Annotated in this window: 14 protein-coding genes; 6 read left to right on the top strand and 8 right to left on the bottom strand. The window is 47.0% G+C overall.

Translation table 11 applies throughout. From position 1 onward, the window contains the following. Positions 1 to 35: 35 nt before the first annotated feature. Positions 36 to 1427, bottom strand: coding sequence for a 3-oxoacyl-ACP reductase (locus PGW99_RS04705; protein WP_273779009.1), 1392 nt, complete (start codon positions 1425 to 1427; stop codon positions 36 to 38). A gap of 244 nt (positions 1428 to 1671) precedes the next feature. On the opposite strand from PGW99_RS04705, the gene PGW99_RS04700 reads away from it, so the two are divergent. Together PGW99_RS04700 and tal are read left to right on the top strand one after the other, a co-directional pair. Further along, positions 1672 to 3177, top strand: coding sequence for an acetyl-CoA C-acetyltransferase (locus PGW99_RS04700; RefSeq protein ID WP_273779007.1), 1506 nt, complete (start codon positions 1672 to 1674; stop codon positions 3175 to 3177). A gap of 383 nt (positions 3178 to 3560) precedes the next feature. Further along, positions 3561 to 4550 (top strand): transaldolase, encoded by a 990-nt coding sequence (tal, locus tag PGW99_RS04695; protein ID WP_273779005.1) that lies wholly within the window; start codon positions 3561 to 3563, stop codon positions 4548 to 4550. Between the two features lie 197 nt (positions 4551 to 4747). Here tal and PGW99_RS04690 read toward each other — a convergent pair whose 3' ends face one another. From PGW99_RS04690 to PGW99_RS04670, 5 genes are all read right to left on the bottom strand, one after another. Continuing rightward, entirely contained in the window at positions 4748 to 5731 is a 984-nt protein-coding gene (locus tag PGW99_RS04690; protein WP_273779004.1) for an alpha/beta hydrolase, read from the bottom strand. Between the two features lie 60 nt (positions 5732 to 5791). Beyond that, a complete protein-coding gene (locus tag PGW99_RS04685) occupies positions 5792 to 6235 on the bottom strand; it encodes an RDD family protein (protein WP_273779002.1) in 444 nt (147 codons plus the stop codon). 299 nt (positions 6236 to 6534) lie between these two features. Continuing rightward, a complete protein-coding gene (locus PGW99_RS04680; RefSeq protein ID WP_273779000.1) occupies positions 6535 to 6906 on the bottom strand; it encodes a hypothetical protein in 372 nt (123 codons plus the stop codon). A 376-nt stretch (positions 6907 to 7282) separates the two neighbouring features. After that, positions 7283 to 9889, bottom strand: coding sequence for an aminopeptidase N (pepN, locus tag PGW99_RS04675; protein ID WP_273778999.1), 2607 nt, complete (start codon positions 9887 to 9889; stop codon positions 7283 to 7285). Between the two features lie 160 nt (positions 9890 to 10049). Further along, on the bottom strand, positions 10050 to 10451 hold the full coding sequence (locus PGW99_RS04670; protein ID WP_273778997.1) for a YkvA family protein: 402 nt from the start codon (positions 10449 to 10451) through the stop codon (positions 10050 to 10052). A 232-nt stretch (positions 10452 to 10683) separates the two neighbouring features. On the opposite strand from PGW99_RS04670, the gene PGW99_RS04665 reads away from it, so the two are divergent. The 3 genes from PGW99_RS04665 (at position 10684) to thiM (ending at position 13122) form a co-directional block, all read left to right on the top strand. After that, on the top strand, positions 10684 to 10947 hold the full coding sequence (locus PGW99_RS04665; protein ID WP_273778996.1) for a hypothetical protein: 264 nt from the start codon (positions 10684 to 10686) through the stop codon (positions 10945 to 10947). 153 nt (positions 10948 to 11100) lie between these two features. Next, the gene (locus tag PGW99_RS04660; RefSeq protein WP_273778995.1) at positions 11101 to 12258 is read left to right on the top strand and encodes a hypothetical protein; all 1158 of its coding nucleotides are present in this window, start codon (positions 11101 to 11103) and stop codon (positions 12256 to 12258) included. Between the two features lie 39 nt (positions 12259 to 12297). Further along, positions 12298 to 13122 (top strand): hydroxyethylthiazole kinase, encoded by an 825-nt coding sequence (thiM, locus tag PGW99_RS04655; RefSeq protein ID WP_273778993.1) that lies wholly within the window; start codon positions 12298 to 12300, stop codon positions 13120 to 13122. Positions 13123 to 13399: 277 nt separating this feature from the next. Here the strand turns inward: thiM and PGW99_RS04650 are convergent, their stop codons facing one another. After that, the gene (locus PGW99_RS04650) at positions 13400 to 15115 is read right to left on the bottom strand and encodes an AAA family ATPase (protein ID WP_273778991.1); all 1716 of its coding nucleotides are present in this window, start codon (positions 15113 to 15115) and stop codon (positions 13400 to 13402) included. 85 nt (positions 15116 to 15200) lie between these two features. Next, complete coding sequence (locus PGW99_RS04645; protein WP_273778990.1) at positions 15201 to 17195, bottom strand: hypothetical protein; 1995 nt, start codon at positions 17193 to 17195, stop codon at positions 15201 to 15203. 249 nt (positions 17196 to 17444) lie between these two features. On the opposite strand from PGW99_RS04645, the gene mdh reads away from it, so the two are divergent. Continuing rightward, on the top strand, positions 17445 to 18659 hold the full coding sequence (mdh, locus tag PGW99_RS04640; protein ID WP_273778989.1) for an iron-dependent methanol dehydrogenase: 1215 nt from the start codon (positions 17445 to 17447) through the stop codon (positions 18657 to 18659). Positions 18660 to 18760 lie beyond the last annotated feature (101 nt).

Below are 18760 nucleotides of genomic sequence, written 5' to 3'. Positions count from 1 at the left end.
TGCCTCGCTGTCTTTTCTGTCTGTTTTTTTCAGGCTTATGCACCCAGCAGACTTTGCCCACATACCCGGACAATGTTACCGTTCACGCCACCTGAGGCCGGACAGGCAAGCCAGGCGATAGTTTCGGCCACATCCACCGGCAATCCCCCTTGGTTCATCGAATTCATGCGACGTCCAATTTCACGCGTAGCAAATGGAATGGCGGCGGTCATCTGGGTTTCAATAAATCCAGGTGCAACAGCGTTAATGGTGATGCCATTGGTCAACACAGGCGCAGTATATTTAACCAACCCAATGACGCCGGCTTTTGACGTGGCATAATTGGTTTGACCAATATTGCCAGCAATCCCAGAAATGGAAGACACACAGACAATCCGAGCATTGGCGTTGAATCCGGTATGATTTAGCAAATAATCATTAATCCGCTCAGCTGCAGCGAGATTGATGTTTAACACCAGATCCCATTGTTCAGACTGCATATTGGCCAACAGTTTATCTCGAGTAATACCGGCATTGTGTACCAGAATGTCCAGCCCACCATGACTTGCAGCAGCCGCCTGAATTTTTTCACCTGCATCGCCTGCAGTAATGTCCAGTGCCAAGGTCGATCCACCAATCTCATTCGCCACCCGGTCCAGGTCAGCCTGCTGTACCGGAACATCCAGGCAGATCACATGCGCGCCATCGCGTGCCAGCACATGGGCAATCGCTTCGCCAATCCCCCGGCTCGCACCTGTTACAATAGCCGTTTTACCTGCGAGCGGTTTGGCCCAGTCCAGTTCTACAGCTTCTGCTACTGTCACCCGAATCACCTGTCCAGATACATACGCAGAACGTGGCGAAAGCAAGAAACGTAAGGTTGATTCTAAATTTTCAGCAGCCACTGGATCTGCATAGACCAATTGCACCGCGATGCCCCTTTTCACTTCTTTGCCTAGTGATTTCACAAACCCTTCTATCGCGCGCTGTGCAATCGCCTGTTGCACACTGGGTGCCGTCTCCGGCGTTAATCCCAGAATAATCACCCGCCCTGAAGCCTGAATCTGACGGGCCAGCGGATGAAAAAACTCATACAGGGCTTTCAGCTGATCCGTGTTCTGGATACCTGAGGCATCAAAGACTAATGCCTTAAAACGGGGTTCTTTGTTTTCAGGCTGATAACAGCCCAGATTTAACCCCACACTTGCAGCGGCTTGTTGTAATTCAGGATGGTTGGCACTGTAACTGTTGGCATGAATATTACTGAGCACCTGGGCAATGGCAGCAGAAAAAAGACCGGCAGGTGCCGCACCCAGTAAAACGGGGCCTTTAATGACCGGTGTGGCAGATTCAAATCGTTCAAGGAATGTCGGTGCTGGTAGTCCCAAATTGCGGATTACCAGTTTACCAATTGTGGATCTTGCAAAAGTTTGATATTGATCGGTCATAGTTATTATCTCTAATTGGCAAGAAAGTACTGTGAGATCTTATATTGCGAGGTGATGTTCGACTGAGCGGAGCCTAGGTTACCCCAATAGATCTATCATATAAGATCATTCATGATACTGGAGTTACATTCGCGATATCTTGACCTAAACACTACACGCACTGTCAGTGAAGTCAATTCGGCGATTGGCAAAGTATGTTATGGTAAGCGGCAATAATAACCTCAAACATGCTTGGAAAAGCTTTATGAGCAAAACAACACCCGAGAATTCAGTACCAACTATCAGCACACAACAACCATTGTCAGATCGGCCAAAACGCAGCCGCCGCAGCAAGAACAGTGATCAGCACACAGAGGTAACGACTACAGCGGTCACGCCCGCACGCAAACGTACTCCAAGACCTAAAACAAGTAGCCCAAAAACAATAAATTCACCTCAAGCACAACAAACATCATCACAGGATACAAATATGAGTCAAACTACCATTCGTCGCGTTGCCATTCTGGGGGGTAACCGTATTCCTTTCGCCCGTTCTAATGGTCCATATTTCACTGCATCGAATAGTGACATGCTGACTGCAGCACTGAATGGTCTGGTTGAACGGTTTAATTTGCAGGGGCATCGTCTCGGTGAAGTAGTGGCCGGTGCCGTGCTCAAGCATAGCCGTGATTTTAATATGACCCGCGAATGTGTGCTGGATACCGAACTGGCTGCCGAAACCCCCGCTTATGATTTGCAACAGGCTTGTGGAACTGGTTTGCAAGCAGCTTTTCTGGTCGCCAATAAAATTGCGCTCGGCCAGATTGAGGTCGGCATTGCCGGAGGGGTTGATACTACGTCGGATGCACCTTTGGCATTGGGTGATGGCCTGCGTAAGGTTCTGTTACAACTGAATGTCGCCAAAACGGCTAAAGAACGGATTCAGGCATTGAGCAAACTCAATCTGAAAAAACTGATGGATGCTCCTCGCAACGGCGAACCACGTACGGGTCTTTCCATGGGTGAGCATCAGGCCATTACTGCGCTGGAATGGGGAATCTCGCGTGAAGCACAGGATGAACTGGCAGCGGCTAGCCATCAGAAACTGGCGGCTGCTTATGAAGCCGGTTTCTTTGATGACCTGATCACGCCATTTATGGGTCTCGAACGTGACCAGAACTTGCGTCCCGATTCTACGCTAGAAAAACTCGCCAAGCTAAAACCGGTGTTTGGTAAAGGTGAAGCCGCCACCATGACCGCAGGCAACTCGACGCCACTGACGGACGGTGCATCCTGTGTCCTGCTCGCCTCAGAAGAATGGGCCAAAGCCAACGGCCACGAAGTGTTGGCTTATCTGACTTTCTCGGAAACTGCAGCCGTTGATTTTGTAGGTAAAAAAGAAGGCCTGCTCATGGCACCGGCGTATGCAGTACCTCGCATGTTACAACGTGCCAATTTGACGCTACAGGATTTTGACTATTATGAAATTCATGAAGCCTTTGCGTCACAGGTTTTATCGACGCTTAAAGCCTGGGAAGATCCTATCTTCTGTAAAGAACGTCTAGGACTCGATGCCCCTTTAGGCGCAATCGACCGCAGCAAATTAAACATTCATGGTTCCTCGCTTGCGGCTGGACATCCTTTTGCGGCAACCGGTGGGCGTATCTTGGCGACTGCGGCGAAAATCCTGCATCAAAAAGGTTCAGGACGTGCGCTCATTTCAATCTGTGCCGCCGGTGGTCAGGGCGTCGTTGCGATTATTGAAAAATAAGCCAAATATCCTTTTCCTTATACCAGCAAGCACCCGATCGGGTGCTTGTTTTATATCGACATCTGCTTGCGGATTCAGCCCAGGCATCGTGACAAGGTGTATTGCCCTTTTTCTTCTCCGCTACGGATCCATCGCATACGCGGCTTCGCTGTCCATCCACCTTGAGCTCTAAAGCTGTTGGCGCTTCCATGATCTTCTTCATCAACATGAAGATTGCCCTATTCCAAATGCATGGGCAGGCATTGTTCGTTTTTTGATTGATCAGATGCAGAATCAAAGAAAAAATAACATTTTTACAAATTGATTTACTATATAGCCCTTGGGTTCGCAGCAAATTATGCGTTATAACTGAATGTAGAAACATTCAAAGCAAGAACTAAACAATGACATTATCTGCACTCGACCAATTAAAAAATTTAACCACTGTGGTGGCTGATAGTAGCGATTTAGAAGCGATCCGCCAGTTCCGTCCTTTGGATGCAACCACCAACCCTTCATTGATTACGGCAGCGGCAGCGCAACCGGAAAATAAAGCCCTGATTGAGGCGGCGTTCGAACAGGCCCGTGCGGAAAATTATGAAAATGGAGAACTGATCGAACGTGCGATTGATATTCTGACCGTGAAATTCGGGGTGGAAATTTTAAAATTAATCGAAGGACGCGTATCGACTGAAGTGGATGCCAGCCTTTCTTATGACACTGCGGCCACTGTTGCCAAAGCCAAGGAACTGCTGCATCTCTATCAATCTTATGGCATTGCCAAAGAGCGTGTACTGATCAAAATCGCCTCCACTTGGGAAGGCATCCAAGCGGCTCGATTGCTGGAAATCGAAGGCATCCATTGCAACCTCACCTTATTGTTTGGTTTACATCAGGCACAGGCCTGTGCAGACGCCAAAGTCACCCTGATTTCGCCCTTCGTTGGTCGTATTCTCGATTGGTATAAAAAAGCTGAAAATGTGAGCAGCTACCCGATTGACAAAGACCCAGGCGTACAATCAGTCAAACAGATCTATAATTATTACAAACAACAAGGTATTCACACTCAAGTGATGGGCGCCAGCTTCCGTAGCATTGATCAGGTCTTGGGCTTAGCCGGTTGTGACCTACTGACCATTGCCCCAGCCTTACTGGAACAATTGGAACAGGATCAGCGTGAAGTAACAGCCGCCCTCAGTGTGACAGCAGCGCAACAGGCGTCTGTCATCGAACGTCCGGTACAAGATGAGCAGAGCTTTAAGGCTGAAGTAGAGCATGACCTGATGGCGGCGCAATTGTTACAAAGCGGGATTGATGGTTTCATCAAGGCACGTGAACAGTTACATGCGCTATTACGCCAGTCTTTCGGACTAGATGAAGAAATCAAAGCTTAACTATTTACCTGACAACCACAAGGCCAATTCTATGGATACACAGAATTGGCTTTTTTATTGAACTCAATCCAGCTGGATTTGCATTACTATTGCCAAGACCAATCATTCTGGCAAAAGAACAAGAAACCGATTCATCCTCTGGCGCTTTAAACACGCGTTTTCAATCACGGAAAATGACTTTCCCCGTATCAGAAAACTTAAGTAAATCCTTTTACCGCATCAAAACGGCTATGGCGCTGAATAAACTCAACGGTGCGATAGAACGTTTGCTGGCTGGCTTTTTTATTCAACATAAATTGATATTCATGAATCAGCCATTCCTTCGAGTCCTGATAAAATACCGGCTCGACCGGAATCTTATGCTGTTGTAATTGGGCAACAAAAGGCATCGCTTGTGTTTCAGTCAGAAAATCCTTATTGCCGCCACTAATAAATACCGGTGGATAATTTGCGCTGAGATATTCTGTCGGAGAAATGCTTTTGAGCCAGTCTGCCTGGTCCTGTTGTTGCCGGGTGTAGGCAGCCAACAAATTTTCCACCGTCCATTCGACAATTTTCAGCTGATCCGGCGCAGTTTGCTTAAAGGCATGCAAATCATAAATCCCACAATGTAAAATCAACCCCTTGATTTGTGCTGAGTGGATTGAAGGCTGCAGTTGGGATTGCTGGGCAAAAGCTGGATTGCTCACCAATGCAGCATAGTGACTGGCCAAATTAGCTCCAGCTGAATCACCTGCCAAATAAAACTGTTGCGGATCAATCTGATAATCGGCAGCGTGTTGTTGCAAAAACTGTAAGGCCTGATCAATCTGCAGTAATTGTGCTGGATAGATGATCTGCGGTGCCAATTGATATTCAACAGCGACCACATTAAACCCTTGTGCAGCCAACAGTTGAAAATAACCACGGGCACGATCTTTGGCGCCCGCCAGCCAGCCGCCACCATGCAGCCAAATCACCGTCGGACGGGTTGAAAACTGCTGAGCGTACTTGGGCTGATAAATATCCAGGGTCAGATCAGGTTGCTGCTGATACAGGACATTCTTCTGAACCTGCACATTCGCAGGCGCAAAGCGATCCAAACGTTTTTGCTGGTAACTGGTTGCAAAATTAAACGCGTGTGCAATCACCTGACTGTTCCATTGCACACTCTGACACGCTGTCAAGCTGACTAGAGCCAATGAGAGACCGATATGCCGAAGGGGGCTTGCCAGATTTTTTCGCAGCACCTCATACCTCGCTCATAATTCACGCACCACCACAGTTTTGGCGATTTTGTCATGCCAGCCCTGCTTTTTACTATCAAATGCAATCCAGATAAAACCCAAGAAGAAGACAAGCGTGGATGGAATATAACCAATATAACGCAATGCCGCCTGCCCAAAACTCAGTTTATGCCCAGTTCTTTCATCCAGCACTTTCAAGCGCAGCAAACGCTTGCCCGGTGTGCCTTCAAGATAAATCCAGAACAGTACACTATATAAAAATGGGAAAATGTAATTAATAACAAAATCAAACAATAAATTTGGTGCACTTTCGCTGAGTCCAGTTGCAAATACCAGATCAGAATCCCCCTGATAAAAAATCCATGCCACTGGCAAAATGGCCAGAATCATAATGAAACTGTCAATCAGCGCGGCCACCACGCGTAGCCAAAAGCCCGCATATTCATATTTATATGACATTTTATTCTCACTAATTATTTTAAAGCTGTAAAAAAGCCCGGTCGAAAACCAGGCTTTAAGCTTAAATTAAACCTCAAATGAAAGAAATACTCCCTACGATCCCATATTTAGTTCAACATGAGATGGCATGAGGTTTGTTGATGAATAGACTGTAATGAATCCTCTAAACAACGAACTGATTATTAAGCCTCAGAAATATTCTGTCCAATTACTCATCAACCCACGATTTTTGTTTGAATCTCTCTAACTACACTTCCATAAAAAAGCCCTGAATCATCAGGGCTCTTTGACTATTACACTCAATAGTCTTCTTGGTTTTGTTGACGTTGTTGTTCGCCTTGTTGATTTTGCTGGCGTTGTTGGTCCTTTTGTTGGTTCTGTTGACCTTGTAGCCCACTTTGCTGATGCTGTTGACGTTGCTGGTTATTTTGCTGGTTTTGTTGACCCTGCTGACCCGTTTGTTGATGCTGTTGATCATTCATCGGGTTACGCTGGTTTTGCTGCCCTTGCTGATTTGACAGGGGATTCTGTTGATTTTGCTGACCCGTTGGTTGACCTTGCTGGTTTTGTTGACGTTGTTGATCATTTTGTTGATTCTGTTGTCCTTGCTGACCACCCTGCTGGCTTTGCTGACGTTGTTGATCATTCTGTTGATTTTGTTGATTAGCCATATCCATGCCCTTCCTTTTAGTAGTAGTAGAGGTACGCCGTTAAACAAGCGACTGTAGTTATTAATCTACCTGTCTCTAGGAATTATCCAAGCATGCGGCTGTGACAGACTGCTTCAATGTAAAATGGGCAAAATCAGAATAGATTGATCTTAAAGGAATCCTTGCTTTTAAGTGTGACGTTGTTAACACAATCCTCACATCCCTACACATTCCCGATATATTCGCAAATCAGGTTTATTTTTGGTCATCAACCCTCGGCTCGAAAAACCTGCAGTGAATCCATCTGATGGATATCAGCAGGATTTATCAATAAAAAAGCACTATTTCCCCTGAAAATTCAGGGAAAATAGTGCTCTGACAGACAACTTCTAGCAGATTAGACCGCTAACATGCTGTTCAGCGTTTCTGCCACATTTTTGGATTTCACCTGAGGTTGCAAGGCTTCAAGCGCCTGCTTCACCTCCGTGCGATGCGGTTCAGCTAAGGTGTACCAACGTGACAGCACCTGTAACAGGCGTGAACCCACAATCGGATTTTTCTCATCCAGATATTTGGCCAGCTCGACAAAATGCTGCACGCCAAAACTCCAGGTATTCACCGGATTGAGGTTAAGCCCCCCACTCACCGAACGAATGCGGTTCGGTGTTCCCAAATCATAATCAGGATGAGTGGTGAGATAACGTAAAGTTTCCTCGGTGGCTTTTGGATGCGCCGCCTGTACCATGAACCATTGATCCAGTGCCAATGCTTCATCATTAAAGCGGGTATAGAAATCCTGCACGGCCGCTTGCGCTTGTGGTGCATCATTCCAAACTAGCACACGTAAAGCACCCAGACGTTCTGACATATTGCGAGTGCTCTGGTATTGCTGGTCTGCCCATTCGAATGCCAGTTCATCTCCTTGACGTGCGATCATGCTCAACATAATGTTTTTCAGTGCACGCTCGCCCATCGCCTGCGAAAACTCGTTTTGTAATTCCGGATTCAGTGCTTGATAAGTCTCTTTCCAGAAATCGCCCAGTTCACGTGCCAGCGTATCGAGCAACGCATTACGTTTTTCCTGAATTAGTACTGGACTGTAATCTTGATCGATCCGGCTGCCCAGATAGTTCTCGCTTGGCACATCCAGTAAACGTGAAGCCAACAGCGGATCTTTGCTGACCAAGGCAGGCAAGGTATGACGCATCGCATCGATGTAGCTCTCGACCGTATGATCTTCCAGCAGAATACGTTCTAGCAGGGTTTGTGTCGCCTGCCACTGGTTAAAGCCGTTAGTTTCATGCTGGATCAGGAAAGCCAGTTCTTCATTGGACGCATCAAACTCCAGATTGACCGGCGCTGAGAAATTGCGTAGCAAGGACACGACAGGTTTGGCGGTAATGCCGCTAAAAGTAATGCTCGCCTCTGCTTGATCAAACAGATATACACCGTCTTTTACACCATTTTCAAAGAGATCAGCTGAATTCAGCACGTATTGCTCGCCGGTTACAGCATTGAACAGTGCCAGGGCCACTGGAATCGGCACAGCTTGCAAAGCTGGATATTTGCCATGTGCTTTCAGGCTTTGTTTGAATTGCAAACGGTAAGTTTGTGTCGCGGCATCATATTCACCCAGTGCTTCCAGTTTTGGTGTACCTGGCTGGTTATACCAGTGCAGAAAAGCAGATAAATCCACACCTGAACCGGCTGTCAAAGCAGCGATCCAGTCTTCTACTGTCACCGCTTGGCCATCATGACGGCGGAAATATTCATCGGTACCCTGACGGAATTTTTCTTTGCCGAGCAGGGTCGCCATCATGCGGTTGATTTCCGCGCCTTTTTCATACACGGTGGCCGTATAGAAGTTGTTGATTTCCACAAAATGGTCGGGACGTGGCGGATGTGATAACGGACCGGCATCTTCCGGGAATTGATGTGATTTCAGTACGGCGACATCATCAATCCGTTGTACCGCAGCCGATTGCAGGTCTTCCGAGAACGACTGATCACGGAACACGGTCAGACCTTCTTTTAAACATAACTGGAACCAGTCACGGCAGGTAATGCGGTTACCGGTCCAGTTATGGAAATATTCATGCGCGATCACCGACTGCACACGCATGATTGCTGCATCGGTGGTGTATTCTTCATCGGCCAGAACACAGGAGGTGTTGAAAATATTCAGGCCTTTGTTTTCCATCGCCCCCATATTGAACTGGCTGACCGCCACGATCATGTAGTTATCGAGGTCATAGGCACGGCCATAATGTTCCTCATCCCAACGCATGGAATGTTTCAAGGCTTCCATCGCGATGTGGCATTTTGGAATGTCTTTTTCAATCGCATAAATCTCGAGTGAAACATCACGGCCTTCCGAGGTCACATAACGGTCTTTTAAAACCGCCAGATCACCCACCACACAGGCAAACAGATAGCTTGGCTTTTTGGTTGGGTCTTGCCAAATCGCATAATGACGGTCTTCGCCGGCTTCACCCGTTTCCAGCAGGTTACCATTCGCCAGTAGCACCGGATATTTTTTATCGGCTTCCACACGCGTGGTAAACACCGACAAGACATCCGGACGGTCTGGATAGAAGGCAATTTTACGGAAACCTTCCGGTTCGTTCTGGGTCACAAACAGATCACCCGCCTGATACAAGCCTTCCAGCTGGGTATTGCTTTCTGGATGAATCACCACCTGAGTTTCAACCGTAGCATGATCTGGGGCATTGAAAATGACCAGTTGCTCGCTATCCAGCTGATAATCCTCTGGGTTGAGCAGTTGGCCGTTCAGTTTAACTGCTTTCAGTTCAAGATCTCGTCCCAGCAAGACTAGATCACCCGCGCTTTGACGTTGCATGATCAGCGTTGCATCAACAAGGGTCTGCTGGTCAAACACCCGAATATTTAAATTAACCGAATCCACCAGAAAGACAGGTTTCTGATAGTCTTTTAAATACACTGTTTGATCAGTCTGCACAGAGGGATTTGCCGCGATATTCATAGAAGGTCCTGATTATTCTCATCTCAATTGAGATGATTGTCATATTTTTTAGGGATGGTATGGGCAAACAACCTGACACCATCCTCGAATTACGTCATGGATGTTTATGTATATAGGCCTGTCTGTATGATTTTTCAATCAGAATGATGTGCAGTGGGAGTTATTTCAACCAATAATGCGGCTTCATCAGGAGATCGGTTGATAAAATATTGACCAAGAAAATCAAAAGGATGACCCAGATCGATAAAATAATCACAGCAGCCCAACGACTGGAATAGTCAAATTCCATGGCTTCGGCACGCTGGCGGTTTTCTTCTAGCAGGGACTCGGGAATCAGACGCATCACCCACCAAATCCCCAATGGTACAATAATCAGATCATCCAGATAGCCCAAAACAGGAATAAAGTCAGGAATCAAGTCAATTGGGGAAAAGGCATAAGCCGCTACAAACAGCGCCAGGAATTTCGCAAAGCGGGGCGTGCGAGGATCGCGTGCCACCAACCAGATGGTGACTGCATCCCGTTTGAGGCCTCGTGCCCATTGCTTGAGTAGATCCATCATGTTTATGCTCCTCAATTTCCCATGTGAGGTTGCTTTTATTTTATACAATTTAAAATAAAAATTCGCCTAACTCATACCAATCAACACATAAACTACGCAGTATTTTCCAAAATACCGCCTAATACACCTATCTTTTCAATACCCTTACAGTTATGCCACCGACATGGCTTGCCTTCTGAACGCTAAAGCGCACTATATTGATAAGTTTCGGCACAAACAAAAGAGGTGCAACATGTATCTAAAAGAGCATATTGTCCGAGTCGAGAACATGAAAATCCTGCAAGCGCTCGATGCAGCGAAAATCGACCATAAAGTGATTGCCATGTTTATGACCTGTGAAGGAATCCCGATGCAGGAGCAGGAGGTCAGCGTATTGCTCAATCAGTATGAAGTGCTGGGCCAGCAAAAGCTCCCGACACAAAAAGTGCAGATGCTGATGGAGGCAAAATATTTTGCCGAAGAAGATGACACCCTGCCTTGTCCACCCGCTTATTAACTTCCCTACACTCAAAAAAGCTACCGTATTAACGGTAGCTTTTTTCTGTATGGCCAAACGGTTGTTATCACTCATCCACTTTATCAACACCCCCTCAGGATACAGCCGTGTATAATCAACAATAGATTTCCTTGGTTCTGATCGGCAAATGTCATGCTCCTGAATATTTTGCAAAAACAGTTAGACGAAAGCACGCTCTGTCCGTTGTGCCAAGCGTCAATGTACTGGGTGGAAGCCGAACAGTATGATCAGCAAGTAGAGTTTCATGAATGTAGCCACTGTCAGCACCGACTGTTTGTTGAGCCACAACATACCTGCCATTGTGCTCGCTGCACCGACCAACGCAAGAAACTGCTCAAGGAGACCCGCCTGCAGGAACAGCGCAAACTGCAAGCCAAAGATACGCAAGAACACAGCCTGCATGAATTGAGCTTCCTGCATAAGCTGTTTCTATTAAGCCTGCTGGATGATCATATTCAGGAACACAGCCGTCATGATGAATATATTCATTGGGATGCGTTGAAATATCAGCCGATTACGCCGAATTACTTATTTCAGAGCCATTTAATTAAAGTCTTACTCAAAGAAAACATCTTGCTGGCCAAGGATTTTTCGGACGAAACTCATTGCTACTATGTCAACGTTCGCCTCGATGGTTATTCGGAACCCAGTCTGTTCAGTATCACCCAGCAATTACGTCACTGGTTTTATGAAAATCTGAGTTTAGGGATTCCATTTAAAAGCAGTGATGAGGTCAAACAGACGCTGTATTTAGTGCTGTATCAGGAAATTGTGCAGTTCATGCAATTCTACTGCCGGACTTGGGGCATCCAGATTGCGGGAAATCAAGCCTTCCAGAGATTCTGTTATGGCCTGATGGACAGTCTGGCAGTTGGGCAGATCTATTACCTGATCCAGACCGCATTGGATTATCTGCACCAGCAAAAAGCATTACAGACGCGTAATGAGAATTTCATTAACAGCAATCTGCTGAAAAAAACGCTGCAGCAATACCGTGAACGTGCTCTCAGTGAAAAATGGGAAACCTCCACCCTGCCACGTCCACCCCAACTGCCGTTGAGCAAAATGAGCAGTATTTTATTTTTTAAATTTCTCGGCTACGATGAACGTATCTTCGTGCAGCCTGTATGGCGTTCCTGGAAAAAAATTGAGCCGCGTCTGAATTTTTATTCGCAGAAGCGCTGTATGTATTGCGGGTCGAATGAACTGACCGTGGATTATGATGCGGAACATTATGTTTCCCTGATCTGCCGGAATTGCAAACATCAGGATCACTACTTTACCCAGTAAAGCATGGGTCTTGCAGCCGAACAACTTGCTTAGTGATGGATGACTTTTATGGATCGAGTCTATACGGTATTGGAACACGTAATTCAGGCCTGGACGGCTTTACATCAGCAACAACCTTTGGTGCAGTGTATGACCAACAGTGTTGCTGGCAATTATGTCGCTAATGTACTGCTCGCTGCGGGCGCATCACCGGCGATGATTGACAATCCATTTGAAGCTGAGGGTTTTACCGCAATTAGTGGGGCTTTAAGTATCAACACGGGTACGCCGACGACAGAACAAATGCAGGCCATGCAGATCTCAGCCAAGGCAGCCTTCATCAAAAACAAACCTTGGGTGCTGGATCCCGTCGGTTATGGAGCGGCACTTCCTTGGCGTAGCCGTCTGGTCGAGGATTTACTGGCCTTTAAACCGGCAGTCATTCGTGGCAATGCATCCGAAATCAGCGCACTGGCAGGCAACCAGGCGGGCAGCAAAGGTGTCGATAGCACGGTCAGCAGCCATGACATGTATCAGCAGGCTTTGCCCTTATTGGACAAATGCGAATGTGTCGCAATCTCTGGCGAATCGGACTATATCCTGTCCCAGCAGTGGGACACCATTATTCAGATCAATGGCGGTAGTTATTTGCAGCCGAAAATCACTGCCAGTGGCTGCGCACTCGGTGCCCTGATTGCCGCCTATTCAGCAGTCACTACACCGACCATCGCCGCGATTGCTGCGCACCTGCATTTTGCGATCGCCGGAAAACTGGCTTACCAAAAAGCCCAAAGTGTGGGTAGCTTTAATGTGGCATTTCTGGATGAGATCTATCGCTTGAATGCTGATACCATCTCCCTGCATGCGGATCTCAACATGCTTTAACTATTCAAAATTTTGCCTTGAGTTCAACGAGGCACAACTTGAATGGTTATACAGCTGAATACATGCGTAATACTTAAAAGATACCCGCAGTCGTTGATTCGACTGCCCGTTTAGATTGCTAGCGTGAAACAATTATTTAAGCTTTGAGCATTCGCACATCGCCAACCCGATAGTCGCTACGCGAAATGCCTTGACTCAATCCAGTTCAGAAATTTTATTTTTCTGGCTATTAAGGACGTGGAGCCATTCGGTTCGACCAGCCCAGCTCATCCGTTGCCTATTCAACAAAGAGAAGCGCCAAACGTACCTGATCATAGCCCATACGCGGGCTAGTGGCTTCCACAATCGGGCGTAGCTTGATCGAACCATCCTCAGCAAAATGTTCTGGGCTTTGCCGTTTTTGTAGACGTTTATAAATTTTGCGTACCTGCTCTACCACTTCCTCACCAGGATGAGCAACTGAAATATCCAGCCCCTGTTCTTTGTGCAAACGTGCCAGATGATTAATAATCGTGGCTGGGGTGAGACCCCGTTCCTGCGCAATATCCATAATGTCATAACCCTCTTCAAACAGCTCGCGGGTTTCATCGAGGGTAGCTGTCGCATAACTCTGTTTGCCATCAGCTTTGGCTATTTTTTTCTCGTTACGGCTGATTTCCGCATCATTTAAAGTCCCCCCACAATGCCGGATAAAAGCGCGGTGCTGCGGGGTCAAATCAATATGCGAAAAATGGTTTTCAGCCTCCGTCGAAAGTTCCTGAAAACGACGATCCGCTTTGAGTGCCAGACTGTCCAACTCCAGTGCCTGTTCGTTAAAGCCCAGTAAGCGTAATCCATCCAGAGATTTCAGACGTGATAGGGCCACATAACCCTGGCCTTTTTCAAAGGTATGTGACAGGTTGATTTCCGCGGCTTCCAGAGTCATGCCCTGACTTTTATGGATGGTAATCGCCCAGGCCAAACGCAGCGGAATCTGCTGAAAACTGGCAATCACTTTGCCTGCTTCGTTTTCAATCGACCAGGTTTCCGGTTCCACCAGCAACACGCTACCATCGGTCAGTTTGACTTTTGGCAAAATGCCATGTTCATCATCTTCTTCAAAGCCAATCACCTCACCCAGACTGCCGTTAATGTAGCCCAGATCGAAATTGTTTTTGACAAACATAACCTTGGCATGTTTTTTCAAGGTCAGTTCTTCCGGCGCGCGTACCGAGGATTTCAGGGTCTCGATCAGCTTTTCGTTCCCGTCACATACGGCATTAAACTGATGTCCCTCATTTTCAATTTCATTAAGATGCTGATAGTTGATCGTATCGACATCCATATTATGGGTATATAAACGGGTAAAGGTTTCGCCGATGTCCTGCTTGCGAGTTTGCTGTAGCGCCTGTAAATGTTGTGGCTGAACATTCTGCGCGCGGATGGCATTCAGAATCTGGTTCAGTATTTCATCATCCTGACGGTGCTGTTCGGTCAGATAGCACACCCGGAATTTGGCCTCGACCCAGGCATCCGACATAAAACAGAACTTGTCACGGTTGCGCTCGTCATTTTTCCCCACAGGCGGCAACTGGAAAAAGTCACCCGCAACAATCACCTGAATACCGCCGAAGGCTTCTTCACTCTCTTTAAAATATTTTAGTACCTGATTGACCAGATTCAGTTGCTTCGCGTGCAGCATGGAAATTTCGTCAATGATCAGCACCTGGGCATTTTCCAGATGCTCTTTTAGGTACTTGCGCTCTTTCATGCGCTTGAGGTCATCTTCACTCAGCGCATCTTTAATCCCAATGCCTGCCCAGGTATGAATGGTCATGCCATTCATGTGTGTAGCAGCAATGCCAGTGGAGGCCGTAATAGCCACCGGTACCTTGCGTGCTTTCAGATAATTGATGTACTGGTTTAAGGTGTATGTTTTTCCTGCACCCGCCGAGCCAGTCAAGAATACATTTTCTCCGGCTTTGAGAAGTTTGAGTGCAGTTTCCTGTTTCATTGGACCATACTGATTTGAGAAGAGAGGCGCTATAGCCTACCGATTTTTCCTAAAAAAGTTAAGCCCGGCTTCCTGACAATGCTCATCAAGAGGCATGTAACTGGGCATTTAAACGTGCTACAAAACGCTCGGCGATCTGTATAGCAGTCTGATCCGCTTTCTGGTTCCGTGGCAATTCCAGTTGATCAAATTCAAAAACTCCAGCCCGGTAATGACAACCCAGTGTATATCCCAGCTGGGAATTTTTCCGGTGTCGCATATGAAATGCCACATAGGTTCCATCCACAATACGCTGGCTGTAACTTAAGGCCAAACAATGCTGGAAGCGTTGAGATTCCTGAATAATCCGTTCAATACTATGCAGTTCCTCAAAGCTCCACTCCCCCCAGAGAATCCGCTCGGTTTGCGTGAGGGGTGCCCAGTGCTGGGTGCTGACCCGCTCGACCAGCTGCGTCAGCATATTTTGCCGCTGCATCTGCTGATGCCAGGTGACCGCCTGACGAAACAGGCCTGTCCAGGTCACATTTTTCGGTACAATCGGATGTGTATCGAGATAGGTTTCCAGATAATCACAGACATAAGAACTAAACAACGATTGGCGCTGGCGCGGTTCCTGTAAATAAAATCGCTGACGAAACTGGCTAACATCCAGCTGATGCTGTTGCAAACAACGAAAAAAAGCTGGGTCCTGTTGCTGGCGCGGCTCAAGAAAATCCAGTAATTCAATCGGGAGTAAATGGGTAATTTCCTGCACATGCTGCATGTAAGCCTGCATAATCCGGCTCAGAGGCTGATACAGTTGTTTCAATATCTGCTGCGAATCAGGATGGATCAGCTGCAGTAACTGCCACCACTCCTGCAAATACAACGCTGAAGGTGAAATCAGGCGACGGTTTGCTGTTATGCCATTCTGACCATACAATGCAAACTGCTGATTATCAGGATGTTCAAACCAACCTTCCTGCAGAGCGAGCTGCCGACAGCGCTGCAGCCATAAACTGACCATGACATGCTGAAAATGACGCAGGGTCAGCAAAATTACCTGTGGTGCCACCCCTCGGGTATCGAGGAAACTGCACGCCGTGACAGCATAGCGTACCCCGGTATGCGATAAATGCTGACTGATCCAATCCAGCACGATGGCATCCTGCTTGTATAGCCAGTTCACGGCGCGACTGGACTGAAATAAAGCGTGATTACCAACTTCCGGTAGCCACCAGTCCTCACTCGGCATTAAAAAATGTTTTTTAGCCAACAATTCATCATTCGACCAATGTTGCGGTTGCACCTGCAAGACAAAGCCCAACAGCGTATTGTGCTGATCCACCAATTGTAGCAAACGCTGCAACGAATCTTGCATTTGGATACACTGCTGCAAAGTAAAACGTTCCGGAAACAGCAACTTCAATACCCGAAACCAACGTGCACCGAGCCATTGCTTTGCAAAGAGGCACAATCGATCATAATCCGGCATGATGTGTTGCACCGGTAAAAAATTATCACCCAGAACTGAATTGATCAGACACATATGCTTGAAATTCATCATCACGTCTAGCGGAATCGACTGATGTTGTTCGAGGGCAAACTGCAGATACGGCTGCGCATAATAGCCAGCCGTGATCATCAACCGATCAATCTGTTGTGCCTGTTGTAGCGTCATGTTCTGGAAAAAAGTCTCTACCCGAGCCTCGCCATCAATCCAGATAAAAACCTGCTCAATCACAGCCTGACGTAAGCGTTGAGCTTTGGTCTTTAAAAACAGTGAATGTTGGGGTTGCCGATCACCGGTCAGAAAGGCTAATTCATTCAGAAAAAAATCAACCAGATATTGAGGATTTTTATCAGCAAAACAGCACTCAACGCACACGATTGCCTGCCCTGCCGTTTCACAAAGTCGAATTTGCAGCCAGCCATCCAGCAGCGCTAGCGTTCGGGGCACGACCCGCTCATATAGTCGTTCGGCATGCAGTGTATGGAGCCATTGCCATTGTTCCTGATAAATCTGAGCAAAGTCAGGCACGATGGCCAACAGCTGCTGGCAAATCTGCTGATGAGCTGTGGTAGATAGCGCATGGTGCATGGCTCTGGCCTGAAGGAGTGAAAGGGCGTGAGCAGTGTGACAAGAAAGCGCCGACTATGCAATTTTACGCAGCAACTCATTTTTATTATTCAAACAACCATCTGTTTTATTTTGATTTTATTTCCCTTCTTCAAATCATTTGTGAATGGTAGGTCTTTGGTAGGTAGGCAAATCATCTGCCAGACTCAATACTAGGTTTCAAGGTGAGGGTCACCTGTCAAATAACAACGAAGGAAGAAGGAAAGATTCATGGCTTTTAAAAATATCGCAGATCAAACCAATGGTTTTTATATTCCATGTGTATCACTCTTTGGCCCAGGATGTGCCAAAGAAATTGGTAACAAAGCACGCGATTTAGGTGCAAAAAAAGCACTCATCGTCACAGATGAAGGCCTGTATAAATTTGGTGTTGCACATACCATTGCAGAATATCTATCTGCTGTCGGTGTCGACAGTCACATTTTCCCGGGAGCTGAACCCAACCCGACAGACACTAACGTCCATAACGGCGTCAACGCCTACAATGAGAATGGCTGTGATTTCATCGTATCTCTAGGTGGTGGTTCATCGCATGACTGCGCCAAAGGCATTGGTTTGGTGACTGCTGGCGGTGGTCATATTCGCGACTACGAAGGTATCAATAAAAGCTCAGTCCCAATGACACCACTGATTGCCGTGAATACCACCGCGGGTACCGCTTCAGAAATGACCCGTTTCTGTATCATTACCAACACCGACACGCATGTCAAAATGGCAATTGTCGACTGGCGCTGTACCCCGCTGATCGCGATTGACGATCCAAAACTGATGATCGCAAAACCAGCCGGTTTAACGGCGGCGACTGGTATGGATGCCCTCACGCACGCGGTTGAAGCTTATGTTTCGACAGCTGCCAATCCAATTACCGATGCCTGTGCCGAAAAAGCCATCAGCATGATCAGTGAGTGGTTACGTCCAGCCGTCGCAAACGGTGAAAATCTTGAAGCACGTGATGCCATGAGTTATGCACAGTACCTTGCCGGTATGGCGTTCAACAATGCTTCTCTGGGTTATGTCCATGCGATGGCACACCAGTTGGGCGGTTTCTATAACCTGCCACACGGCGTGTGTAATGCCATCCTATTACCGCATGTCTGTGAATTCAACCTGATTGCCTGCCCGGATCGTTATGCCAAAATTGCTGAATTGATGGGCGTCAATACTCAGGAGATGACAGTGACGCAAGCTGCGCATGCTGCAATTAATGCCATCCGTGAATTGTCTAGCTCAATTGGTATTCCATCAGGTCTCGCTGAATTGGGCGTGAAAGAGGAAGATCTGAGCATTATGGCGGAAAATGCCCAAAAGGATGCCTGCATGCTGACTAATCCACGTAAAGCGAATCACAGCCAAGTGGTCAATATCTTCAAGGCAGCCCTCAAACCTCATGGCCAAGTGGTCAATATTTTAAAAGCGGCGGTGTAAGTCTACTCTCCTCCTATTACTTGTGACTTACTTTTTTGGGGAAGATCATTCTGGTGATCTTCCCTCTTTTTTATTGGGCTCAGATACAAGCAACAATTGAC

The sequence above is a fragment of the Acinetobacter sp. GSS19 genome (assembly GCF_028621895.1).
Lineage (GTDB): Bacteria > Pseudomonadota > Gammaproteobacteria > Pseudomonadales > Moraxellaceae > Acinetobacter.
This window is presented reverse-complemented; position numbering and strand designations above follow the sequence as displayed.